This window comes from Mariprofundus sp. KV, from assembly GCF_013387475.1.
GTDB lineage: Bacteria > Pseudomonadota > Zetaproteobacteria > Mariprofundales > Mariprofundaceae > Mariprofundus.
Genome location: NZ_VWNB01000004.1, coordinates 101,715 through 123,190, shown reverse-complemented (window position 1 = coordinate 123,190; position 21,476 = coordinate 101,715). Strand labels below are relative to the sequence as shown.

Here is a 21,476-nt window from a genome sequence, read left to right as displayed (position 1 = left end):
GCTCCTTTATATCTCTCATCAACACCCGAATTTATAACCGTTCGATTCTGTTGATTAATTTCTTCACCGAATCAATACAACAGCCATGCACTACTTATCATTAAAAAGACTTATTGACGATGAAACTTATTCCCCTCATTGAAGCCTCGGATCCACGGCCACTGGCATGCTGCACTGCGCTCAAATACTCAACCCACTCAATGGCCAATGATCCCTTAAGACGAAACTGATATTCCAGACCAAGCCCATACGTCACACCCGTTTTCCAAGGTACATGCTGAATACCACCACTACTTTTAATTGCCTCATACTTGACTGCAGTACCACCAAAAACACCATAAACCTTGAGTTGATCGCTAACCGGAAACTGTGGTTTAAGCAGGTATGAGAAGAAAGCATCTGCTCTAACCTTTAAAAATTCTGGAGGTACATTGGCAGGAAAACTTGCACTCCCACCTCCTGTCAAACCACCACGGAGTTCTAATCCGATATATTTTTTATATTGAACGCCAGCGTTAAGGAAAGTACCCCAGGTTGATTGATTCATGCCAATATTACTCGCCGCTCTATCTTCAGTATACTTCAGATGAAACAATCCGGCACCAAGACCGATGTAGGGTTTGAAATCATTTGCATCCGCCGCTGACACACCGCCCAAAAAACATACAACCAGAAAACTAAACCACGCTTTTTTCAATGTATTCCCCCCTGTTCCGATCCACTTCCCCGGTGTCTGGAACCACAAACTGCCCCAATCTACGGCAACAGTCGTGCATAGTTATAATTAGCACGACCAATATTGACAAGCTAAACCCTATCAAAAGCAGACTATGCACGACACTTTTTAGCGCGTTACCGCAACCGGCATAGACATCGCCTGATGCTCTTTCTACATTGCCCCCATGTCGGCCATCGAACTGCTTTACAGAAACATTCCGGATCCCTCAGCAAAAAACGTCCTGGTTCTCAATGCCCAGGCGCACCCGCTGCTCAATGAGATCTGCAGGCAAGCGGCCAGCTGCCAGCTGCAACAGAGCTTTAAACCATCATGCATTGCGCTGAGTAATTCAGGCCTGGCGTGGGCACACTCCTTGGCAACAGATCAATGGTTTGACCTGATTCTGATTCACCCTGCAAAAAACAGGCAGCAGACGCTGTTCTGGATGGCTGATGCTATGAATCGACTGGTGCCAGGCGGGAAAATTGTCATCGCCTGTGCCAACAACCACGGAGCCAAAGGTTATGAAACAGCCCTCAACAAGCTGGCTGGCAATATAGCCTCGTCCTCAAAATCGAAATGCCGCATCTTTTCTGCCGTAAAATCAGCTGCGTTGAACAGTGAACTGGCAGCGCAGTGGTTGCGTAACGGAGAAGCGCAACGCATCGCATCACATGGAGTGATCTCCCGACCGGGCCTGTTCAGCTGGGACAGGGCCGATCCCGGCTCACAACTACTACTTTCGCAACTGCCTGAACTCTCCGGCACCGGCATGGATCTCTGCTGCGGCTACGGCCTGTTGAGCGAAAAGATTCTATGCAGCTCTGAGCAGGTAAAACGTATGCACCTGGTTGAAGCAGAGCAGCTGGCGCTCGATTGCGCTGCTGAAAACTGTGCGCAGTGGTCTGCCAGGGTTACTCTTCACTGGCTGGATGCCGCTGCTGAATCCTTGCCCGGCAATATGGAGTGGATTGTATGCAACCCTCCCTTTCATACAGGTCAGGATCGCGATATTGAACTGGGGCAGAAGATCATTCTCAACGGCTGTCGCGCTCTGAAACCGGGCGGAGAGATCTATCTGGTAGCCAATCGCAAGCTACCCTACGAGTCTGTGCTGCAAACAGGCCTGAAAAGCGTTCAAACATTGATTGAAGCTGAAGGGTTCAAAGTCATTCGAGGAGTACGATGAATAACGCAAAAGCCGAACGGCTGGACAAACTACTCTCCAATCTTGGCTATGGTGCCAGAAAAGATGTGCGCTACTGGATTAAGGAGGGATGGATCACGATCGATGGAGAGCCTGCCACCTCCCCTGCCCAGAAGGTATTAGCCGATCAGGTGCTACTCGATGAGAAACCGCTGGATCACCCGCATGGGCTGACCATTATCTATCATAAACCGCTGGGTACAGTCTGCTCCCGCAAGGAGAATGGCCGCCTGATCTATGCCGATTTCCCTGATCGCTGGATTGATCGCAAGCCGCCACTCTCAGCTGTTGGCCGGCTGGATAAAGAGACCTCGGGACTATTGATTGTAACTGATGATGGCATTCTCAATCATCAGCTGACCAGTCCGAAAAAACATATCTGCAAAACCTATGCTGTAACATTGGATCGCCCCCTGCAGGGCAATGAGGTTGAGTTGTTTGCAGCCGGAACACTGCTTCTGGAGGGTGATGAGAGACCATGTCTGCCGGCAGAGATGCGTGTGCAGGGTGAAAAAGAGGCAACCCTTATTTTACATGAGGGGCGCTACCATCAGGTGCGCCGCATGTTTGCAGCTATTGGCAATCACGTCACAGGACTCACCCGCACCCATATCGGCGCACTATCACTGGAAGCGTGCGATCTTAGCGAGGGCGACTACAAGGTCACCACTGCTGAGGAGCTGATGGCGCTTGTTTCAGGCGATGCCTAGTCAGTCGTTGTAAGAGATACGTCGCAGGTATGCGTCATCATCAAACTTTTGTTGGCGCACATATGGTTTGATATGCCTCTGCTTATAAGTTGAGCGATTACTGCTTAGCATGGTGACTTTAGTAGCCCCATCCATGAAACTGGCCAGAAAAGTTGATTCACCTGCCGGGTTTGTCGCCTTGAAATCCTGGGCTGTAGCAGTCGCTGACAGTAGTAGTAGAGATGATAGCAGTAGCGTAACAGCTTTCATATTGACCTCCTTGCGCACTCGTTTACTGAGATTGCCTGGATATCTTACTGAAACGTGGAATGCGTAAATGTGACTCCAGTCATCAAAACAGAAAAAGCCCCGCAGAAGTGCTGCGGGGCTGATAATAAAACAGGTTTATTGAAGTACCCTGAAAACGGCGCTGCGACTGTTCTTATTGAAACATCTTTTTCATGCGGCTTCCAAGACTGGACTCAAGTCCCATCTGCTTGGGTGAAACCTCATACAGGGTACTTACACCAACGCCTTTAAGCGTCATGTTTTTCGGTGCTCCGATCAGAATATCACCGGAGTAGTCACGCAGTTTGGTGTGAATCAGGCCATAAACAATCTCATCAATAAGAATCTGGTTACGCAGGGCCTGCGATTCAATGCGTGCCCCCTTATCCATTGCGTGACCAATGAAATCCTGCTCCTTGCCTGGAATCTCTTTGACATAACCACAGGTGATACCGATACGGAAATTCATCGGGCCAACGATCTTCTTCAGTTTCTTGCGCTCATTGGAGAGAGAGCTTTTGATCAGCATTGATGCCATCACTGCATCAATAGCCCGCTCAAACACGATCAAAACGCCATCACCCAGCTTTTTTACAACCTGCCCACTGTACCGCTCAACTGCACGTTCACAGATATCGCAGAAGAGACGGTTGCGCATATAACCTTTGGTGTGACCCATCGAGCGCTTGTATTCGGTCGAGCTCTCCAGATCGGTAAACATGATGCATTTATAGTGATCCTGAGTGGTCGCAATGGCGTGTGCCACCTCTTCAATAATCTCATCCATATCCAGAGGTTTGGCATTGACCCGACTGGCGGGCTTGGATGCGGCAAGCCTTGGCACAACAGCCAGATCGCTGGAGGAGACAACCAGATCGACCGCATTGGCCTTATCCGCACTTTTCTGGCTGACAGCAGGTTTGCGATTGGTTGCAGGCACCCGGCTGGCGCTGGATTTCGGAATAGTCAGAACCTTCACTTCACTGCTGCTTTTCTGTGGTTTTCTCACTGCACTCATATCAAGCCTCCGGCAAAACTTTGCTGGTCGCAATGCTTGAGGTGATAGCCTTTTGAATCTGTGACCTAAATCTCAAAAGCCCCTGCAAGAGCCCTGCAAGGAGATTGGATACATCCATAACTATAGATTATAAAAGGAAGAGTTTGTTTAATAAGGCCTGTGTGCGGAGAAATCGGCCAACTCGGCAAGAAGTGCTCTGATTTCACAATTTTCGCCCTCGGGCAATCGCCCTTTGGCGCGCTGCGCATAATCTCTGGCACGTTGCATGGCATACTCTGCACCACCCTGAGCTGCCACGCGTTCACGTACCCACTGGCGATCATCACCCTGATAGCTGCCGCGCTCGGAGATCTCTTCAACCCGCTTGGCCAGTTCGCTATCCCGTTGCATGGCGTGAATCAGCGGCAGTGTGATTTTACCCTCTTCCAGATCGTGCCCGACTGGTTTGCCCGCCTCTTCAGCCTCTGCCAGATAGTCGAGTGCATCATCCATCAACTGAAAGGCAACACCAAGGCACATACCGTAATCAGCCAGATCAGCCACAACCTCCGGACGCTGACCTGAAACATGCGCTCCTACTTCACTGGCAGCCTTAAACAGTACCGCAGTTTTACGCTCAATCACCTCAAGGCACTCTGCCTCTGTCATGCCGAGATGAAAGGTGCGCGAAAGTTGTAACACTTCACCCTCAGCAAGTGCGTTGGTGACATCACTCATCAGCTTGAGCATCGCCATATCACCATCGGCCACCATCATCTGAAACGCTCTGGAGAAGAGGTAATCACCCACCAGAACGCTGGCCTGATTACCCCATACACCATTGGCAGAGGGGGAGCCACGGCGCTGATCGGATGAATCAACGACATCATCGTGCAGCAGTGATGCAGTATGGATAAACTCAATCACCACCGAGAGTGGGATATGGCTATCACCTTTGTAATCGAATAGACGGGCAATCAGCAGGCAGAGCAGCGGGCGCAGGCGCTTGCCACCACTATTCACGATATAGTGGCCGATAGCTGGAATCATCATGATATCGGATTGCAGGTTCTCATGGATACAGGCATTCACCCGTTCCATATCCATTCTGCACAGCTCCGTTGCACGCTCCAGCGGGGAGATCGTTGCAGTAGTCACGGGTTGTGCATCGTAAGCGCGATGTTCGTGCCGTCAAGCGAAAGGCAGGTTATGCTTGGCAGATGGAAGTTATTCTCGCATCCCGATCACCACGTCGTCTCTACCTGCTGCAAGCTGCAGGCCTTGCTGTTGAGGTGCGACCGTCACATATCGATGAAACACCACTTGCTCATGAAACTGTTGCCGATACCGTGCAGCGCCTCTGCAGGGAGAAGGCTCTGGCCTGCCAGACAGACGGAAAAACTCCTGTCATTGCTGCTGATACGCTGGTGGCGATTCACGGTGAGGCGCTGGGGCAGCCAACTGATCTTCAACACGCCAAACAGATGCTTACACAACTCTCCGGCCATACCCATCAGGTGCTAACCGCCGTATGTGTGCGTCTGGGTGATCAGATCCAGAGTGATTGCATTCAGACCAGCGTAACCTTTCGCAACATCAGTAGTGACGAGATTGATACCTATCTGGCGCACAATGATATTCTCGATAAGGCTGGCAGTTATGCCATTCAGGGTGGAGCAGCCTCCTTTATCCAGGCCATTGATGGACCACTGGATAATGTCATCGGTTTGCCGGTCTCCACAACCCTGCATATGATTGCTCAGATGAAGGACAAATTATGAGTATTGAACTACTGGTTAATGTCGCCCCGTTTGAAACACGGATCGCCCGCATTGAGAATAATCTGGCCGAAGAGATCTATATTGAACGCGAAAGCGAGCGCGGTCTGAAGGGCAACATCTACAAAGGTCGCGTGCAGCGGGTTCTGCCAGGCATTCAGGCGGCATTTGTGGATATCGGCATGGAGAAGGCTGGCTTCCTCTACGCCGGAGATATCGCCACAGCAAAACAGGATGCTGTTGAGTTTTCTGATGAGATGGAAAACGGAGATGAGTCAGAGTGTGATAGCGAAACGCCAGCGACACATTACTCACGCCGTTCTGCGCCGCCTATCGCCAACCTGATAAAAGATGGGCAGGAGTTGATGGTGCAGGTCTCCCGAGAACCCATCGCATCCAAAGGGCCTCGTCTAACCACCCAGATCGGTCTGGCAGGTCGTTATCTGGTCTATCTGCCGCATCTTGATCATATCGGCATCGCTCGCCGCCTTGAAGACCAGAAGGAGCGCGAACGCCTCCTTGCTATCGGCAAAGCCATCAGCCCTGAACAGGGTGGCCTGATTATTCGCACTGTGGCTGAAGGGCGCGATGAAGATGAGATGCGTCAGGATCTGGAGTTTCTGCTTCGTCTCTGGGCTGATATCGAGAAACGATCAAAATGCTCAGGATTGGGCAGCATCATCCACAAGGAGCTCAACCTCTATCTGCGGGTCATGCGCGATTATGTTGATAGCGATGTCGAGAAAATTCATATCGATTCGAAAGAGGCATACGAGAGCATGAAAAAATTTGCCCGTCGTTTTATGCCTGAGGTCGCCAAAAAGCTCTACTACTATCCGGGCGATCGTCCGATCTTCGACGTCTACGGCGTTGAAGAGGCGATTGAACGCGCCCTGCAACGGCGCGTCTCGCTGAAATCCGGTGGCTACCTTGTTATTGACCAGACCGAAGCGTTAATTGCCATTGATGTCAATTCAGGCTCCTTTGTCGGCTCCCGTAATATGGAGGAGACAGGTTTTAAAACCAACCTTGAGGCGGTACATGAAATTGTACACCAACTCAGGTTACGTAACCTTGGCGGTATCGTTGTTGTCGATTTTATTGATATGCAGGAAGATGAGAACAAACAGCGACTTATGGAGGTTCTGGAGGAGGCGCTCAAGCGTGACAAGGCCAAGACCCATGTTGTGCAACTTTCAGACCTGGGCCTTGTCGAGATGACCCGCAAACGCACACGAGAATCCCTCGGCCGTATCCTGCTCAATGAGTGCGACCACTGTCATGGTGTTGGCAGTGCCAAAAGTCCGACCACGATCTGTTACCAGCTCTTTCGCGAAGTGGTGGCTGAGGCGCGTGCCTACCCTTGTGAAAAACTGATGGTCATTGCTCACCCCCAGATTATTGACCTGATGCTTGGTGAAGAGAGTAAATCGGTTGAGCAGCTTGAAGCGTTTCTGCGTAAGGAGATCAGACTAGAGAGCAATGAACAGTTTGCGCCGGATCACTACGAAATAGTTCTACAATAACAGGGACTCATCAAGCATGACCGGAATCCTCCGCTCGCCACTACTGCTCTATGTGCACATCCCCTTTTGCGCCCATAAGTGCCACTACTGTGATTTCAATTCACATCAGCGCTCTACTCCCGACTGGAAAGGCTACCAACAGGCATTGGTTGCTGAACTGCAACAGTGGGCTGAAACTCCGATGTTTGCAGACCGGAAAGTGGCATCCATATTTATCGGTGGCGGCACCCCGTCGCTGGCACCGCCTGAGCTGATCCATGCCGTCATTGAGCATGCGTATCAGCTGTGTGGATTTGAAAAAAATATTGAGATCAGCATTGAGGCCAATCCGGGTAGTGTCGATGCCGGACATTTCGCTGCCTATCGTCAGGCCGGGGTCAATCGGCTATCGATGGGTGTACAGAGCCTGAATGATGGCGAACTGAAGTGGCTGGAGCGCATCCATAACAGCCGCGAGGCACTTGATGCTTTTGAGATCGCCAGAGATGCCGGTTTCGAGAATATAAATCTCGATCTGATCTATGGTCTGCCAAACCAATCACTGGATCAGTGGCTGCAGAGCCTGCAGACCGCCATCGCACTTGGCACAGAGCACCTCTCCTGCTACCAGCTGACCATCGAGCCGCACACCAAGCTGGCAACCACTCACGCCATCAGCCCCATCAATCTTCCCGATGATGATCTGGCCATCACCATGTTCACAGAGACACGCAATCAATTGCAATCGGCTGGACTGGAAGCTTATGAGATATCCAACTTTGCCAGGCCGGGACTAAAATGCCGCCATAACGACGGCTACTGGAGATATCACGACTACATCGGCATCGGTGCCGGCGCAGCAGGAAAATGGGATGACTCTGACAGCGGCAAGCTTGGCGGCATCACCCGCTACAGCAATATTCGCACCCCTGAGTCCTACATCAAAGCCGCCACAACGGGCAAAAGCACCATCAATACGCAGGAGTCACTGCTGATCCCACAGGCTGCCGGCGAGGCCGTCTGGCTTGGCCTTCGCCGCCGTGACGGCATTAACCGATCTGACTTTTGCGACCGCTTTGGCTTTGATGCCGCTGAATTTTTCGCCATGCAACTTCAACCCTGGCAATCACAAAACCTGCTGGCTGTTGATGAGGTTACCATTTCACTGACTGAGTCAGGAATCATAGTCGCCGATGCCATCGCGGAATCTGTGCTGTAAATAAAAACGGGCGGCTAAAAAGCCACCCGTTTATCATATCTGCGTATGAACCCCTGTTACTGAATCGATATTTCATCACCAATGATCGTTGGTGTGATAAAGATCAGCAGTTCATTACGATTATCACTTTTCTGTTTGCGTTTAAAGAAGTGACCAATGAGCGGAATATCCATCAACCCTGGCACACCGTTCACCGTATCAGAGGTAGTCTGTGAATAGATGCCACCAAGTACCACTGTCTCTCCATTTTTTACAAGTAGCTTGGTTACCACCTGTTTCTTGTCAATCGATGGTGCACCACCAGTAATTGGATTATCGATAGGCGTATCCTTATTCACCACCAGCTGCATGATAATGCGTTTATCAGCGGTGATCTGAGGTGTCACCTTCAGAGCCAGCTTGGCACTCACCAATGTTGTGGTAATGGTCGTGACACCACCGGAAAAGGTCGATGACTGGAATGGGATCTGACGATCCTGTTCAATCAGCGCCTCCTGTAGATTACTGGTAAACACACGCGGACTGGAGACCACCTTGATGTCACCTACCTGCTCTGCAGCTGAGAGCTCAAGGTTTAAATTCAAGGCCCCACCCAATGTGCCCAGTGAGTATCCGATTGCACCACCGGCACCGGCCTGAACAAGAGCACCTAAATCCACAACGTTAGTGCCAACAGCCGTTCCGTTTACCGTATGCGTTGCTCCTTTACCTGTTGTGTTATATTGCCCGCCCCACCTGATACCGAGATCACGAGCAAATGAATCGGTTGCTTCAACAATACGCGCTTCGATCAATACCTGTTGGGTAGGCTTATCGATCACAGCCACCAGACGCTTGATATTATTCAACCGCTCGCGTGTATCAGTGATGATCATCGTGTTGCTGCGCTCATCCAGCAGAATCGAGCCGCGACTGGAGAGCAGCTTCAGCTCTCCACTACCGGAAGAGCTGGTTGTAGCCTCTTTATCGGTTACATCGCCACCGGTAACCTCGGTCTTAACAGAGCCTCCCTGCAGAATAGTCTTCACATCATTGACTGATGCGTAGCCCAGTGTAATAAACTCGGTATCCAGTGGTGCTACCTCTTCAGCACTCGCCTTGGCAGCTTTTCTCGAATCGGAATCAGACTTCAGTACATCCAGTGGTGCAATGCGAATGACATTACCGCTCTGCTCTTTTCCAAGGCCGCGAGCCTGCAGGATCAGATCCAGTGCCTGATCCCAGGGAACATCGACCAGACGCATGGTGAGTACACCAGAGACATCATCAGACATGATAATATTAAAATCGCTCATCTCGGCAATCAGCTGCAGCGCATTGCGGATATCGATATCCTTGTAGCTGAAACTTACCTTCTGGCCGGAATAGACCTTCTCATCCCTGACGGCCGCCTCATCACTCTCGGATACAGCGACCATATCCTGCGGTTTCAGGGTGACAGTAAGCACATTGCCACTCTGATAAGAGGATACCACTGCCTTCTGGCGTAAGCGGGCTACAATGCGAACGTCTTTGTTCATGCCATAGCTGTCGATCTGCTTCACAGGCCCCGGGAAAGCGCTCAAATCCTGCGAACGCTCTTGACCTGAGGCCAGTGTTGCATTCTTAAGATCGAGAATGATTTTCCCATCCTCTTCCTGAAGATTAATAATGGGATTGGCTTCATTGGTGCGAACAACCAGATGCGCAATTCTGTCATCAGGTTGAAAATCAACGGCATCAACAGTCAGGCCGACAACACTCTTCTTCGGCTCGATATTACCGAAACGGATCACCATACTATTGGCATCAGCATCAATCTGGTGGTTGGAACCCGCCCCTGTTCTTAAAGAGAGCACCAGACGCAAACGCCCCTCTGCAGAGCCAATGGTGACATCATTCAGACGAAGGGCTGTATAGGTGTAATACTCCTTAGGAAGCTTCGAACTACCGCCCCAGAAATCCAGAACCAGCGTTTTACCATCGTTGGTCACCAGTGCATTGTGATTGGAATCCATACGTTCACCACGTAGCACCAGTTCGGTCACACTGCCTCTGTCATTAACAGAGATATCCTGCAACAGAGCCCCTTCACTCCTGGCAGCAGCTTTCACTTCCGAAGTAAAAGTAACCAGTAGATCATTGCCTTTCTCAGCAATCTCATATTTAGCACCTTTGGCAAGCCCGATTTCAACACGTACACCGCTGCTGTCTTGCTGAGGAACAACAGTCGTGATCGCACCATCACCTGCAACTTCAGAGACATCTTTTGCCATAGAGGCATTGGGGAAGTTCAAGACAAGACGCCTTGGGCCTTCAAGATTAAACACCTGATACTCTGCAGCTTCATCCATCGCGATATTCAGACGCTGTCCATCTCGATCTGAAAGCAGATGCAAACCGTTGATGGTCGCCGCTTCAATTTGAGAACCATTCACACAGAGCAGCAACGCAAAAGCCACCAGAGCAACTATTTTCCCTGGCTGCTGTAACAGCCTGCTTTCAGCCCAATGCTTCATGATATACCTCATAACCTGTCTCCCGGCCAAAATACGCATTATTTGCGCCGCCCCTTACTCGCGCTGGCGGGTTTCTCTTCCACAAACCTGTAGGTGACCGCCTGCCCTTTTACATTCAGTTCATTATCTTTCGCCTCTGACAGGGTAAGTCCCTTGATATCCACAATACGTGGCATCTCGCCCACCCTTTTTAAAAAGGTCAGCAACTGACGGAAACTTCCTGTCACATCCAGATCAACAGGCACCTCGGCATAGATCTGTCTGGCAACTTCCCGACCCGGCTTGAACTGCTTGAATTCAAGGCCGGAGTCCTTCCCTGCCCACGAAACGTTTTCCAAGAGATCCGGAATCTGTGATTTCTTGGGAAGCATATTCAGCGCTACCTTCAACTGCTTCTCAAGCTTGGCATACTCTTTCTGTTTGCGTGGCAGGTCATGCGCCAGACGCTGGTTTTTGACCAGCCGCATTTTCTGCATCTCAACCTGAGACTCCTGCTGGGTAATCTCCTCCTGCAGGGGCATCCAGCCCAGATAAACATACGCTCCGGTGATCACCACAAAGGTAACAACCAGCGTCAACAATTTCTGCCATGCCGGCAACGGCAGAATAGGGCGAAGTCCTTCGTAGAGGGACTCTTTCAGGGAATCAAACATCAGCCCTTACCCCCTTTAGCCGCAGCACTATCTTTCTTGCGATCCGGCAACGCATCAATGCGATCCATGTTCAGACTAAACTTTCTAACCGGCAAGCCATCAACTGTGATGCGACTGATGACCAGCAACTGGATATTTGAAAACAGCGGAGAGTGATCCAGTTTGCGCATGAAATTGGCAACCGCCTTATTGCTTTCACCAAGGCCCGAGAGCTCAATGGTATCGCCTTTATCTTTTACAGACTTGATCCAGACATTATCTGGAATCACCTGAGCAATCTCATGCAGTGTTTTCAGTGAGCGGAAACGCCCCTCCTGCAGCCTGTCGACAATATCCAGCTTGCGTTCCACGTCACCGCGCAGGTTAGCCAAATTTTCAATTTTACCGATCTTCTTCTTCAGTTCAGCATTCTGCTGCTGCACACGAAGCGTCTCCTCTTTGAGGTCGGAGAGCTGCATCGAAGCAGTCGTATGGGCGCCCATAGCAAGCAATACAGCAACAATAACCACAGCAAAGAAGATGCTAAGATGCTGCACAATCTGCTGCTGACGTCTGGCATCGCGGTAGGGAATCAGATTAATGCGAATCATGAATCAAAACTCCGCATCGCAAGCCCAATGGGTATCATCAACATAGGGCCAATTCGCCTGATATGCTGTTCATCAAACTTTTTCGCTGGAATTTTAATGTTCTCAAATGGATTGAGAATAGCTGTATCAATACCCAGTCGCTGCTCAAGTTCGGTCGCAATATTGGGGATCAGAGCACAGCCACCGGAGAGCAGAAGCTTACGCACAGGGAATTCAGCCCGACTTGCAGAATAGAAATCGAGTGAACGCACCAACTCAGAGGTTAAACCCATGTAAAAACGCTCCAGAGCCTCCGGATGGATGCTGTCAAAATCATCTGTTTTTAACTGTTCGGCTGCCTGATAACTGATGTCATGCTCTTTCTGAATCTCTTCAGTCAGGTTTTGACCACCATAAAACTGATCGCGCACAAATGCCATCTGACCATTAATCAACACATTGATATTCATCATATTCGCACCGATATTAATCAGCGCATGAACATCTGCATCCTCATCAGCCAATAACTGCTCTCCACCATGGGGAAGGTTATGTTGCTCTGTGACTTCAGCACCATTTTCCAGCGCAAACACAGCACAATCAACACACTTTGCTGTTAAGCCTGCCTCAGCAAGCACCATCTGGTAATCTTCGACAACTTCGCGTTTACAGGCGGCCAGCACCACATCCATATGCTCCGGATCATCGGCCGTCATGCCCTGAATGAAAAAGTCGAGAAACACATCATCGATATCATAAGGGACATGTTGGTCGGCTTCATACTGAATCTGCGCCTCAAGCTCGAACTCACTAACTGTCGGAATAGTAATGGTTTTGATAATTACAGCGTTACCAGAGACCGCCAAAGCGACATTTTTAGTGGATGTTTTGGCAGCATTGACCGCCTCAATCAACGCCTGCGTAACAGCAGATGAGTCAATGATTGTATTCTCAACGATCGCATCGCGAGGCAGAGGAATCGTTGCCAGGGAGACCAACTCATAACCAGAGCGGGAACGCGACAACTCAACCAGTTTGATTCCGGTCGAGCTGATATCCACACCCATGATCCCTTCAGATCTGCTCGAAAAAAAGGACACTTACCCTCCATAGCTTATGCTTTACTGGCACATACTCGTGCAAAGTACCTTATTATAAGCAATAAAGTCAAGCCAGTTCACGGCAAAGTGAGCTGGCTCAACACTCTCAAATCATAGCAAGTATCACGCCACCACGTCAGCTTTTAAGGTACTTTCAGCCCCTGGGATGCCAGATACATCAATTCGCCCGTTTAACCCTATCCAATTGATCCGAAGAGGCCAACTGCAACACAAGTGAATCATTATGGGCACGACCGGCCTGAGCTACAAAAACCGATAGAAACAGACTGATACCAAGCATCTCAAGAAACTCCTCCAGAGATTTGGCAAAATGATCAACCGTATAATCCTCGAGTAACCAGACCTGCTTGATCCAGCTATAGAGGTTTAGCGCATGCTCTTTTGGCACGCCCTCTATAAAATCGAGCACAACTGCCAGGGCAAGACAGGAGAATGCAGCCAACACCATCAACAGTGGCCGCCCCACCCCAAGGACTCTCCAGAGAAAGTGGAGCATATACAGCCCGACAGCCGCAAAAAACGGTAGTAAAAACTGCCACTCATAACTGGGAAACATATCCAGCCACTGTGAGAGCAGACCAACATCACCGCTTTTACCTGCTTCAGCACCGATCTCTTCAAACATGGTGCCCAGTCGCTCATGAATCAGTGCCCCATCATCTGCTGACATATAGGTAAAAAACAGCGCCAACACCAGCCAGCCCCTGCGCTGAAGGGCCGTAGCACCATCATGAGTGCGACTAAGCCAGTAGAGAAACCACAACACCAGTGCCGCCACCAGCGTTTGCGAGGCCATAAACCAGCCAGCCAGACCATCTTCACGGGCAATGTTAAAAATCCGGTGAATCGAGGTATATTCAATCACTTCGGCGTAATTAATTACGATATCGAGCAACACTAGCAGCAATTCAATAGCAACAAGAAAAACCAGAACATGCCAGCTTAAACGATCTGTATTCAACACCAGTTGGCCTGATTCACTTGCCATCAACATCTCCTTCATCAGTTCAGAATACCATACCAGTAAAAAGTCATCTTACAAAAATGGCGCCCATCCATCAGGCGCCATTCGCATCATGATTTAAACACTACTGCCCATAAACACTTCGCTGCGAATTAACCTTTGCAGGTTTCACACTATCAGGCGGTTCCACGACAGGACAAGCTCCCAGAAGATCTCCATGGGCAAGGTGAGCCCCAACAGCCCCCTCAGCAACAGAGAGCGTCTGCAGATTTTCCGGATTACCCGGAGGTGCATGGCACAGTGTCACTTTGTTATCTTCAGAAGATTTACTATCTTTATCTCCTGATTTCTCTTTCTTCGCATATGCAGCCGACACATCATCAGAAAAAACACCTGCCTGAGCACCAAAAGCAAACATCAACATGCCTGAAAAAATAGCCACCAACAGATTACGTTTCATATCTCACTCCACAAATAAAAACGGCGCCTAACCCTTTTCAGGGAGAGACGCCGCTGGACTGCTTACCGATAGAGCCTTACTGGCCCATAACCTCGCGATGTGATGATGAGGATGATGGAGAAGCTGCTGCTCCACCAACGTTTCCGGGTGTACCATCAGCACAGACACATGCAGCTACGCCTGGAGGACAATCACAACTCGGAGCACCTCCGGCATCAGGATCAACACATTCACCCAGGTAATCACCATGCTCAGAGAGATGAGCTGCAACAGCAGACTCTCCAACAGAGAGTGTCTGCATGTTTTCAGGATTTCCCGGAGGGAAATGACAGATAGTCACTTTTTTCTCTTTATCTTTAGAGCTGCTGTCCGACTTGGACTTGCTGTCCGACTTGGACTTGCTGTCCGACTTGGACTTGCTGTCCGACTTGGACTTGCTGTCCGACTTGGACTTGCTGTCTGACTTGGACTTGCTGTCCGACTTGGACTTGCTGTCCGACTTGGACTTGCTGTCCGACTTGGACTTGCTGTCTGACTTGGACTTGCTGTCTGACTTGGACTTGCTGTCTGACTTGGACTTGCTGTCTGACTTGGACTTGCTGTCTGACTTGGACTTGCTGTCTGACTTGGAGCTGCTGTCCGACTTCGCATCTGCAGATGAAACACCTATACTAAATGTTCCCGTCTCACTACTGAACGCAAACGTCAGCAGCGCTGCAAAGAAAATAACCAATACACTGTTCTTCATATCCTTCTCCTCTTAACCTCTAAATGGCTACTCCGCCATTGAACACACTATCCATCTGGAAACCGCCCAATAATGCGACGCAGATCACATTTTCTTCTGTTTCTCTAAAATATCACAGGTGCAACTTTCACAACCATCAGGGTAAATATCGGTCAGATTTGGCGCAACTTAAATAAAAAAAGCCGACATCCTTTAGAGATGCCGGCTTTCGAGAGCTGCGACGCTTATTTATTAATATGAGCGATGCTGAACAGGTCCTGCGGCAGTAGGCAAAGCAGCTGAAGGGCTTCCATCACTACCATCCGCACAGGTACACGCTGTAATGCCTGGAGGACAGTCACAAGAAGAAGCTACAACACACGCGCCGGCAGTGTCCCCATGAGCAAGATGAGCACTTTCAGAGGAAGCGCCTACCGACAACGTTGATCCATCGTGGCAAACAGAGACCTTGGAACCACCACTTGTAGAGTCCCCATGCTCCGAATCTTCATCATCGGACAATTCGCTGTATGTTCCATCAGAATCGTCTTCGTCACTTTTTGACTTTGACTTATCGTCATCATCACTCTTGGACTTTGACTTATCGTCATCATCACTCTTGGACTTTGACTTATCGTCATCATCGCTCTTGGACTTTGACTTATCGTCATCATCACTCTTGGACTTTGACTTATCGTCATCATCACTCTTGGACTTTGACTTGCTGTCATCATCGCCAGCAACTGCAGCTGGAACATCAAACGTCACAGAGCCACCTTGGTGGCCAACTGCAACCAGCATAAAGATCGCAGCAAATGCGCTAAATAGAATTGTCTTTTTCATAAACCTGTCACCTCAAAAAAAAGCGAGTATCTCTGTTTTTACGCTGTGGTCAAATTCACTAGAATTAAATTGCGGCAGAATGACGCATTAATAACCCTATCAAGAATCAAATCTAATAGATAATAGCACGAATCAGATGGGTAGGCGCACCATTCACATAACCGATAGCATAAGCTGCCACCTTGTATGGAGGGTCCCATGCGCCAGCGACAACTTGCCCATCCAGCCACAGCCCTGAATTGGCATCACATGCCCTCGAATTAGCCGTAGAAGCGGCTGCGTTACAAGGACATCCTCCGCCAAGTGATGTACAGGCATCAACCGCCGATGCTCCTGCTCCAGGCTGGAGAGGAAAAATCTCTATATCGGAATCGATATCATTTTTATCCGCGGCTGTAAGCCAGACAATGGCTCCATTATCGGGGATATCTTCGCCAACAATCGGGCCAACAGTGGCAGTAGTCGGACTCCGGTGTGGAAGCTGTGGAATCGTTGCTGTGATTGTACCATCAGCAGCGATATCAAGCTTGAGATAACGCGGCAGACTCGTACTGACATTAAACATCGTAGGCTGTGCTGCAATGAGCCTAGAATCCGTGGGGGCCAGCTGCACATTGATACAGTTCGGATAGGTTAGAGCCACCCCCGCTCCGGGATCAGGTTCAGAGTTAAAACATATAGCGCGGTTAGCCAGAGGTGTATTGTCAAAATACATGATCTGGCCTGCCAATCCTGCTGCATCTGTATCACTGATTGCAGTTGGCCCTGGATCTGAAAGGTAGGCGTTCATCTCACTCATATCACCGGCAGTATCGGCTGCAGGTGGCACTGGATCACCAAAGGCCAAATGCCTGTAGCCACCCGCAGCGTAGGTGGCGTTATCAAAATCAGCATCATTGTGAAATGCCCAGTTGATATAGTTGATCGCCGTTTCGGCATAATAGTAGGCTTCAGTTGAGCTCTGTGCAGAGGCACTGGTCTGCGTAGCCGTGCGGCCGGTAAAGAACATGGCCAGAGACATGAGCGTCAGAAGACTTAACATGATCAGGGAAGTAATAAGAACAAAACCCTTCTGATGATTCACTGTGGAGATCATATTAGTTCCTCGGCCATGTATTAAACTGCAGGCTCAATTCTCTGGTCTGCTTGTTCTCATTAAGGTAGTCGGCAACCAGCGTCACAACCCATATGCCGGTAGCACTCGAGGCAGTTAACCCCGTTGCATTCATATCCCGGATCAACTCCTGACAACCTCCGCCGACATTCGGCTGATCCCAGCAAATATAGGGGGTTGGCTTGCCCCCTCCCACATTGGCAGCATTCATGCGAAAAGCGCCGTTGGAAGCGTCCACTGTATCACAGACCCCCAGAGCAACCGTACTATCCAAGGGCTGATAGATAATTTGATTGTTCGTGCCATCCCAGCAGATATCCTTCCCCCCCCTTAACTCCGCCTGCATCAGATGCGAGACAAGATAGAGGTCTGCCATGCGCTCCCCTCTTGTTGTTACGGCTCGCGAAGCGTCGTTCATGGAGACAAACATCGTGGTTAGGCCGGCAAGGATAATCAGCCCCATCGCCATACCGATCAACATCTCAATCAGGGTGAAACCCCTTTCATCCGGCAAAGCCGTATCAACGCGATCATTCATCATGGCATCTTCGTCATATGGGTGAGGAACACGGATCGTGAGTTCCCTTTATTTGACCAGGTTACAGTCACCACCTTAGTCCACGGGGTAATGGTACCAACCATATTCCTCACAGACGAACCCGCATTAGTGTTGGCAATGCCAAAACTGTTGTTTGGCGCTGATGGCAAGGGTGCCTGAGCAACGGATCTGTTTGCGGCAATGGTGTAGCTTATGCCGATACCTGCATCCGGCGTACAGGTGACGGTAACAGGATACCCTGCCGGATCGGCTCCCAGAGCAGTTAATCCACATGTGGCCACATTAATATTCGGCGGCCGATCATTTACATCATTCTGCCAGAACTCCAGGACCTGCTCAGCCAGATGCACTGCTGTCAGCCGCTCCCGTGAGACCTGGCCGCTACCCATAATGGATACACCAAAGCCCCCGAGTGCCAGTACGCCAACTGAGACAATGACCAGCGCCACAAGAATCTCAATCAGCGTAAAACCCCTTTCAGAATATATATTATTCAATATCATTGGATGAATGCCCTGCCGACAATATTTACAGTAATTTGTGTGCTGGCTGAACCAGCCTGCAGAGTCATGTTACCAAAATTCACTGTTCCCCGACTGTTGAATGTCCGATCAGTCGGAAGTGCAGAAAAAGCCACGCCGCCAAACTGGGTTAAATCCATTTGCAGGTTTCGACAGGTGCCACAAGCGCCAGTGTCATAGGTGTAAGCTGTGGTTGAGGTGAAATCAATGGTCACACTCCTGTTCTCTGCTACGGCGGTCACCCGCGCCTGTTTCAGGTGAGACATCAACGTTTGCGTCGCACTGCGAACCGCCTGCCTGTCTCGCCAATCTGAAAAAGCGGGAATCGCTATCGTGGTCATCACACCAATGATGACAATCACAATCATCACTTCGATCAGCGTGAAACCGCGCTGTTCTGACAAGGATAAGGCCGGTGTAAAAACTCCGGCTTGCCTGAGCCCCATGCTTCCGCTTGAATTCGGGTTAATGCGCATCCTATCCATTATCGCGAAAATACTAGTCTCCTTAAGTCTGCTGGCTGTGATGGGCATTACGATAGGTTATCTTCTCTTCTCCAGCAACCTGCCTGAACTATCCGCTCTTTCCGACTATCAACCGCCACTGGTCTCCCGCGTCTATAACAGTGACGGTGAACTGATTGCCGAGTATGCCGACGAGCACCGCATCCTGACGCCATTTGATGAGATTCCGGACACCCTCACCAAAGCATTCCTTGCTGCTGAGGATCAGCAGTTTTACGAACACCCCGGCATCAATCCTGCCCGCATTCTCTCGGCTGCACTGGCCAACCTGCGTGCTGGCCACACCGTACAGGGCGGCTCAACCATTACCCAGCAGGTGGCAAAAAACTTCCTGCTCACCTCAGAACGCTCTTACACCCGCAAAATCCGTGAAGCGATCCTCGCCTATCGCATTGAAAAATCGTTCTCCAAAGATGATATCCTCTACCTCTACCTGAATCAGATCTATCTCGGACGCGGCTCTTATGGCGTCGCCTCTGCTGCATGGCGCTACTTTCACAAGCCGCTGAATGAGCTGACTCTGGCCGAGTGCGCCACTATTGCAGGCATGCCGAAATCTCCTGGAAAATATGCGCCGCACATCAATCCTGAAAAAGCGACGCAACGGCGTAACACCGTACTGCAGCTAATGCAGAACAGCGGTTTTGCCACTGAACATGAGGTTGAGCTGGCTAGCCGCGAACCGATGCTTGTTGCCGACCTGGACGACCCCAAGCTCAATGACGCTTATGCCGATCTGGTACTGCGCCAGCTGACTGAACGTTTCGGCCTGAAAACCCTGCGCAGGCAGGGGCTGACCATCGTCGTACCGTTTGATCCCAACGCGCAGAATGCTGCCATCCGCGCAGTGCGTCACGGCGCACTGGATATCGAACAGCGCCAATACTACCGTTACCCGGTCAACCATCCATCTGAAACATGGATAACACTACTGGAAGCCTGGCATAAAGCTCGCGAGGGCAAACCCGTTGCTCCGGCCACTGATGAAATTATCCCGGCGCTGGTAACCAAGATGGCGCGCAATGGTGATTTGACTGTTAATGATGGCAGAAACCTCTGGCAGCTAAGCAAACCAAACTGGAACTGGAAGCCGATTTCGGAATATGAAAAAGAGGGTGCAACTGAAGAACAGCTCGCTGAGCTGAAAAAGCGTCCGCGCAGCTGGATCAAGGGTGATGAGATCCGCCTGCAGGGAACAGCCAGGCAGGGCGTTCGCCTGGCCCAGGAACCATCGATTGAATCCGCACTCTACGCCATCGACATGGAACGTGGCACCGTGCTGGCACGTGTCGGCGGCTATGATTACCAGACCGCAGGCTTTGATCGCGTGCATCAGGCGATGCGTCAGCCGGGCAGTGCATTTAAACCGTTTCTCTACACCTCTGCGCTGACCAGCGGTTCAACCCCGGCAACGATTGTCATGGATACACCGGTGGTATTCGACAGCGATACCAGCGATGAGTTCTGGCGTCCTGAAAACTATAAAGACAAATTTGCCGGCCCCGTCCCACTGCGCAACGCACTGGAGCATTCACGCAATCTCGCCTCCATCAAGGTATTGCAGAATGTCGGCATCAGACGTTTCCTCAATGATCTCGAACTCTACCCGCTGGAGCGAAAGTTCCCGCCCCAGCTGGCGCTTGCACTCGGTGCAACCGAAGTCTCCCTTGAGGCGCTCACCAACTCCTACGCCGTCATGGCTGATCAGGGGCAGAAGTGGACACCTGTCTCTATTCAGCAGGTGCAGGATCGTACAGGCAATACCCTGCACCGTTCGGTCTCGGGTAACCGCTGTCAGGTCTGCCATGTTGATCCTGTCATGTCAGCCAGCGACAGTATGCGCCCGGCTCAACGCGCCCTCGATCCTGTCGACAGCTTTCTGATCACCAATATCATGAAGGGTGTTATCGAACGCGGCACCGGCCAGCGCGCCCGTGCCCTGAATCGTCCGGCCGCAGGTAAAACCGGCACTACCAACAATCAGGTTGATGCCTGGTTTATGGGTTATACACCACAGGTGCTCACCGGCGTCTGGTCTGGTCGAGACACACCCACACCGATGGGCCGTCGTGAAACCGGTGCCAGAGCTGCACTGCCAACATGGTTAGAGTCGATGCAGGCCTTCCACAAAGGGCGCCCGGTCGTCGACTTCACCCCGCCTGAAGGCATCGAGTGGGTGGTCATTGATGATAAAACCGGACTGTTGCCCGGACCGGATAGTGAAGAGGTATTTCTGGAAGCATTCCGCAGAGGAACGGCACCGACTGAAGAGACACCTGCTTTAGAGGGAAGTGCGACTGAGCAGAATCAGGCTCCCAAAGAGGATACCGGCTTCTTCGGCTTAGGCCTGTAACACCAGCAAGCAATGGGATCCCATTGCGCGATAGTTCTTAATGAAATCCGATTCACTTTTGCCCCCCAGGGCATCAGGTGAATCGCCCTTCTTGCGCGAGAGAATATCCCTTGGTGGAGGCTCACTTTCCTTTGCACACAACATCAAGCACTGAGAGTGCATGATGTTG

At 50.6% G+C, this 21,476-nt stretch carries 22 protein-coding genes; 6 read left to right on the top strand and 16 right to left on the bottom strand.

Annotated elements, in window-relative coordinates:
• Positions 1-100: 100 nt before the first annotated feature.
• Positions 101-697, bottom strand: a complete 597-nt coding sequence (locus F3F93_RS04535; RefSeq protein WP_176957985.1) for an outer membrane beta-barrel protein — start codon at positions 695-697, stop codon at positions 101-103.
• Positions 698-902: 205 nt separating this feature from the next.
• Here F3F93_RS04535 and F3F93_RS04530 point away from each other — a divergent pair, with 205 nt between their 5' ends.
• Together F3F93_RS04530 and F3F93_RS04525 are read left to right on the top strand one after the other, a co-directional pair.
• The gene (locus F3F93_RS04530) at positions 903-1,907 is read left to right on the top strand and encodes a methyltransferase (protein ID WP_176957984.1); all 1,005 of its coding nucleotides are present in this window, start codon (positions 903-905) and stop codon (positions 1,905-1,907) included.
• On the top strand, positions 1,904-2,635 hold the full coding sequence (locus F3F93_RS04525) for a pseudouridine synthase (RefSeq protein ID WP_176957983.1): 732 nt from the start codon (positions 1,904-1,906) through the stop codon (positions 2,633-2,635). The genes F3F93_RS04530 and F3F93_RS04525 overlap by 4 nt, the downstream gene beginning before the upstream one ends.
• Here the strand turns inward: F3F93_RS04525 and F3F93_RS04520 are convergent, their stop codons facing one another.
• The 3 genes from F3F93_RS04520 to F3F93_RS04510 all read right to left on the bottom strand — a co-directional run bounded on the left by F3F93_RS04520 (position 2,636) and on the right by F3F93_RS04510 (position 5,057).
• Entirely contained in the window at positions 2,636-2,884 is a 249-nt protein-coding gene (locus tag F3F93_RS04520; RefSeq protein ID WP_176957982.1) for a hypothetical protein, read from the bottom strand. It lies immediately after the preceding gene.
• Positions 2,885-3,056: 172 nt separating this feature from the next.
• Positions 3,057-3,920, bottom strand: coding sequence for an adenylate/guanylate cyclase domain-containing protein (locus F3F93_RS04515; protein WP_176957981.1), 864 nt, complete (start codon positions 3,918-3,920; stop codon positions 3,057-3,059).
• Between the two features lie 147 nt (positions 3,921-4,067).
• Complete coding sequence (locus F3F93_RS04510; protein WP_347239196.1) at positions 4,068-5,057, bottom strand: polyprenyl synthetase family protein; 990 nt, start codon at positions 5,055-5,057, stop codon at positions 4,068-4,070.
• 62 nt (positions 5,058-5,119) lie between these two features.
• Between F3F93_RS04510 and F3F93_RS04505 the strand changes: the two genes are divergently transcribed.
• Genes F3F93_RS04505 through hemW form a run of 3 tightly spaced genes read left to right on the top strand, consistent with a single transcriptional unit; the run spans position 5,120 to position 8,401 of the window.
• Complete coding sequence (locus F3F93_RS04505; RefSeq protein ID WP_176957980.1) at positions 5,120-5,680, top strand: Maf family protein; 561 nt, start codon at positions 5,120-5,122, stop codon at positions 5,678-5,680.
• The gene (gene rng, locus F3F93_RS04500) at positions 5,677-7,203 is read left to right on the top strand and encodes a ribonuclease G (protein WP_176957979.1); all 1,527 of its coding nucleotides are present in this window, start codon (positions 5,677-5,679) and stop codon (positions 7,201-7,203) included. Before F3F93_RS04505 ends, rng begins: the two co-directional genes overlap by 4 nt.
• 16 nt (positions 7,204-7,219) lie before the next feature.
• Positions 7,220-8,401 carry a radical SAM family heme chaperone HemW gene (gene hemW / locus F3F93_RS04495; protein ID WP_176957978.1) on the top strand — a complete coding sequence of 394 codons (1,182 nt, stop codon included), beginning with the start codon at positions 7,220-7,222 and terminating at the stop codon, positions 8,399-8,401.
• A gap of 56 nt (positions 8,402-8,457) precedes the next feature.
• Here the strand turns inward: hemW and pilQ are convergent, their stop codons facing one another.
• From pilQ to F3F93_RS04435, 12 genes are all read right to left on the bottom strand, one after another.
• A complete protein-coding gene (pilQ, locus tag F3F93_RS04490; protein ID WP_176957977.1) occupies positions 8,458-10,899 on the bottom strand; it encodes a type IV pilus secretin family protein in 2,442 nt (813 codons plus the stop codon).
• 38 nt (positions 10,900-10,937) lie between these two features.
• Complete coding sequence (gene pilO, locus F3F93_RS04485; protein ID WP_176957976.1) at positions 10,938-11,552, bottom strand: type 4a pilus biogenesis protein PilO; 615 nt, start codon at positions 11,550-11,552, stop codon at positions 10,938-10,940.
• Entirely contained in the window at positions 11,552-12,142 is a 591-nt protein-coding gene (locus tag F3F93_RS04480) for a PilN domain-containing protein (RefSeq protein ID WP_176957975.1), read from the bottom strand. The genes pilO and F3F93_RS04480 overlap by 1 nt, the downstream gene beginning before the upstream one ends.
• Positions 12,139-13,221 carry a type IV pilus assembly protein PilM gene (pilM, locus tag F3F93_RS04475; protein WP_176957974.1) on the bottom strand — a complete coding sequence of 361 codons (1,083 nt, stop codon included), beginning with the start codon at positions 13,219-13,221 and terminating at the stop codon, positions 12,139-12,141. Before pilM ends, F3F93_RS04480 begins: the two co-directional genes overlap by 4 nt.
• A 178-nt stretch (positions 13,222-13,399) precedes the next feature.
• A complete protein-coding gene (locus F3F93_RS04470) occupies positions 13,400-14,230 on the bottom strand; it encodes a hypothetical protein (RefSeq protein ID WP_176957973.1) in 831 nt (276 codons plus the stop codon).
• 100 nt (positions 14,231-14,330) lie between these two features.
• Positions 14,331-14,666 carry a hypothetical protein gene (locus F3F93_RS04465; protein WP_176957972.1) on the bottom strand — a complete coding sequence of 112 codons (336 nt, stop codon included), beginning with the start codon at positions 14,664-14,666 and terminating at the stop codon, positions 14,331-14,333.
• A 76-nt stretch (positions 14,667-14,742) separates the two neighbouring features.
• Positions 14,743-15,414 (bottom strand): hypothetical protein, encoded by a 672-nt coding sequence (locus tag F3F93_RS04460; RefSeq protein ID WP_176957971.1) that lies wholly within the window; start codon positions 15,412-15,414, stop codon positions 14,743-14,745.
• Between the two features lie 231 nt (positions 15,415-15,645).
• Positions 15,646-16,236 (bottom strand): hypothetical protein, encoded by a 591-nt coding sequence (locus tag F3F93_RS04455; protein ID WP_176957970.1) that lies wholly within the window; start codon positions 16,234-16,236, stop codon positions 15,646-15,648.
• Positions 16,237-16,348: 112 nt separating this feature from the next.
• The gene (locus F3F93_RS04450; protein WP_206675371.1) at positions 16,349-17,320 is read right to left on the bottom strand and encodes a hypothetical protein; all 972 of its coding nucleotides are present in this window, start codon (positions 17,318-17,320) and stop codon (positions 16,349-16,351) included.
• A 13-nt stretch (positions 17,321-17,333) separates the two neighbouring features.
• Complete coding sequence (locus F3F93_RS04445) at positions 17,334-17,888, bottom strand: prepilin-type N-terminal cleavage/methylation domain-containing protein (RefSeq protein ID WP_176957968.1); 555 nt, start codon at positions 17,886-17,888, stop codon at positions 17,334-17,336.
• The gene (locus F3F93_RS04440) at positions 17,888-18,406 is read right to left on the bottom strand and encodes a prepilin-type N-terminal cleavage/methylation domain-containing protein (RefSeq protein ID WP_241696968.1); all 519 of its coding nucleotides are present in this window, start codon (positions 18,404-18,406) and stop codon (positions 17,888-17,890) included. The genes F3F93_RS04445 and F3F93_RS04440 overlap by 1 nt, the downstream gene beginning before the upstream one ends.
• A 2-nt stretch (positions 18,407-18,408) precedes the next feature.
• The gene (locus tag F3F93_RS04435) at positions 18,409-18,834 is read right to left on the bottom strand and encodes a GspH/FimT family pseudopilin (RefSeq protein ID WP_241696967.1); all 426 of its coding nucleotides are present in this window, start codon (positions 18,832-18,834) and stop codon (positions 18,409-18,411) included.
• A gap of 40 nt (positions 18,835-18,874) precedes the next feature.
• On the opposite strand from F3F93_RS04435, the gene F3F93_RS04430 reads away from it, so the two are divergent.
• Positions 18,875-21,307 carry a PBP1A family penicillin-binding protein gene (locus F3F93_RS04430; RefSeq protein WP_241696966.1) on the top strand — a complete coding sequence of 811 codons (2,433 nt, stop codon included), beginning with the start codon at positions 18,875-18,877 and terminating at the stop codon, positions 21,305-21,307.
• Positions 21,308-21,476 lie beyond the last annotated feature (169 nt).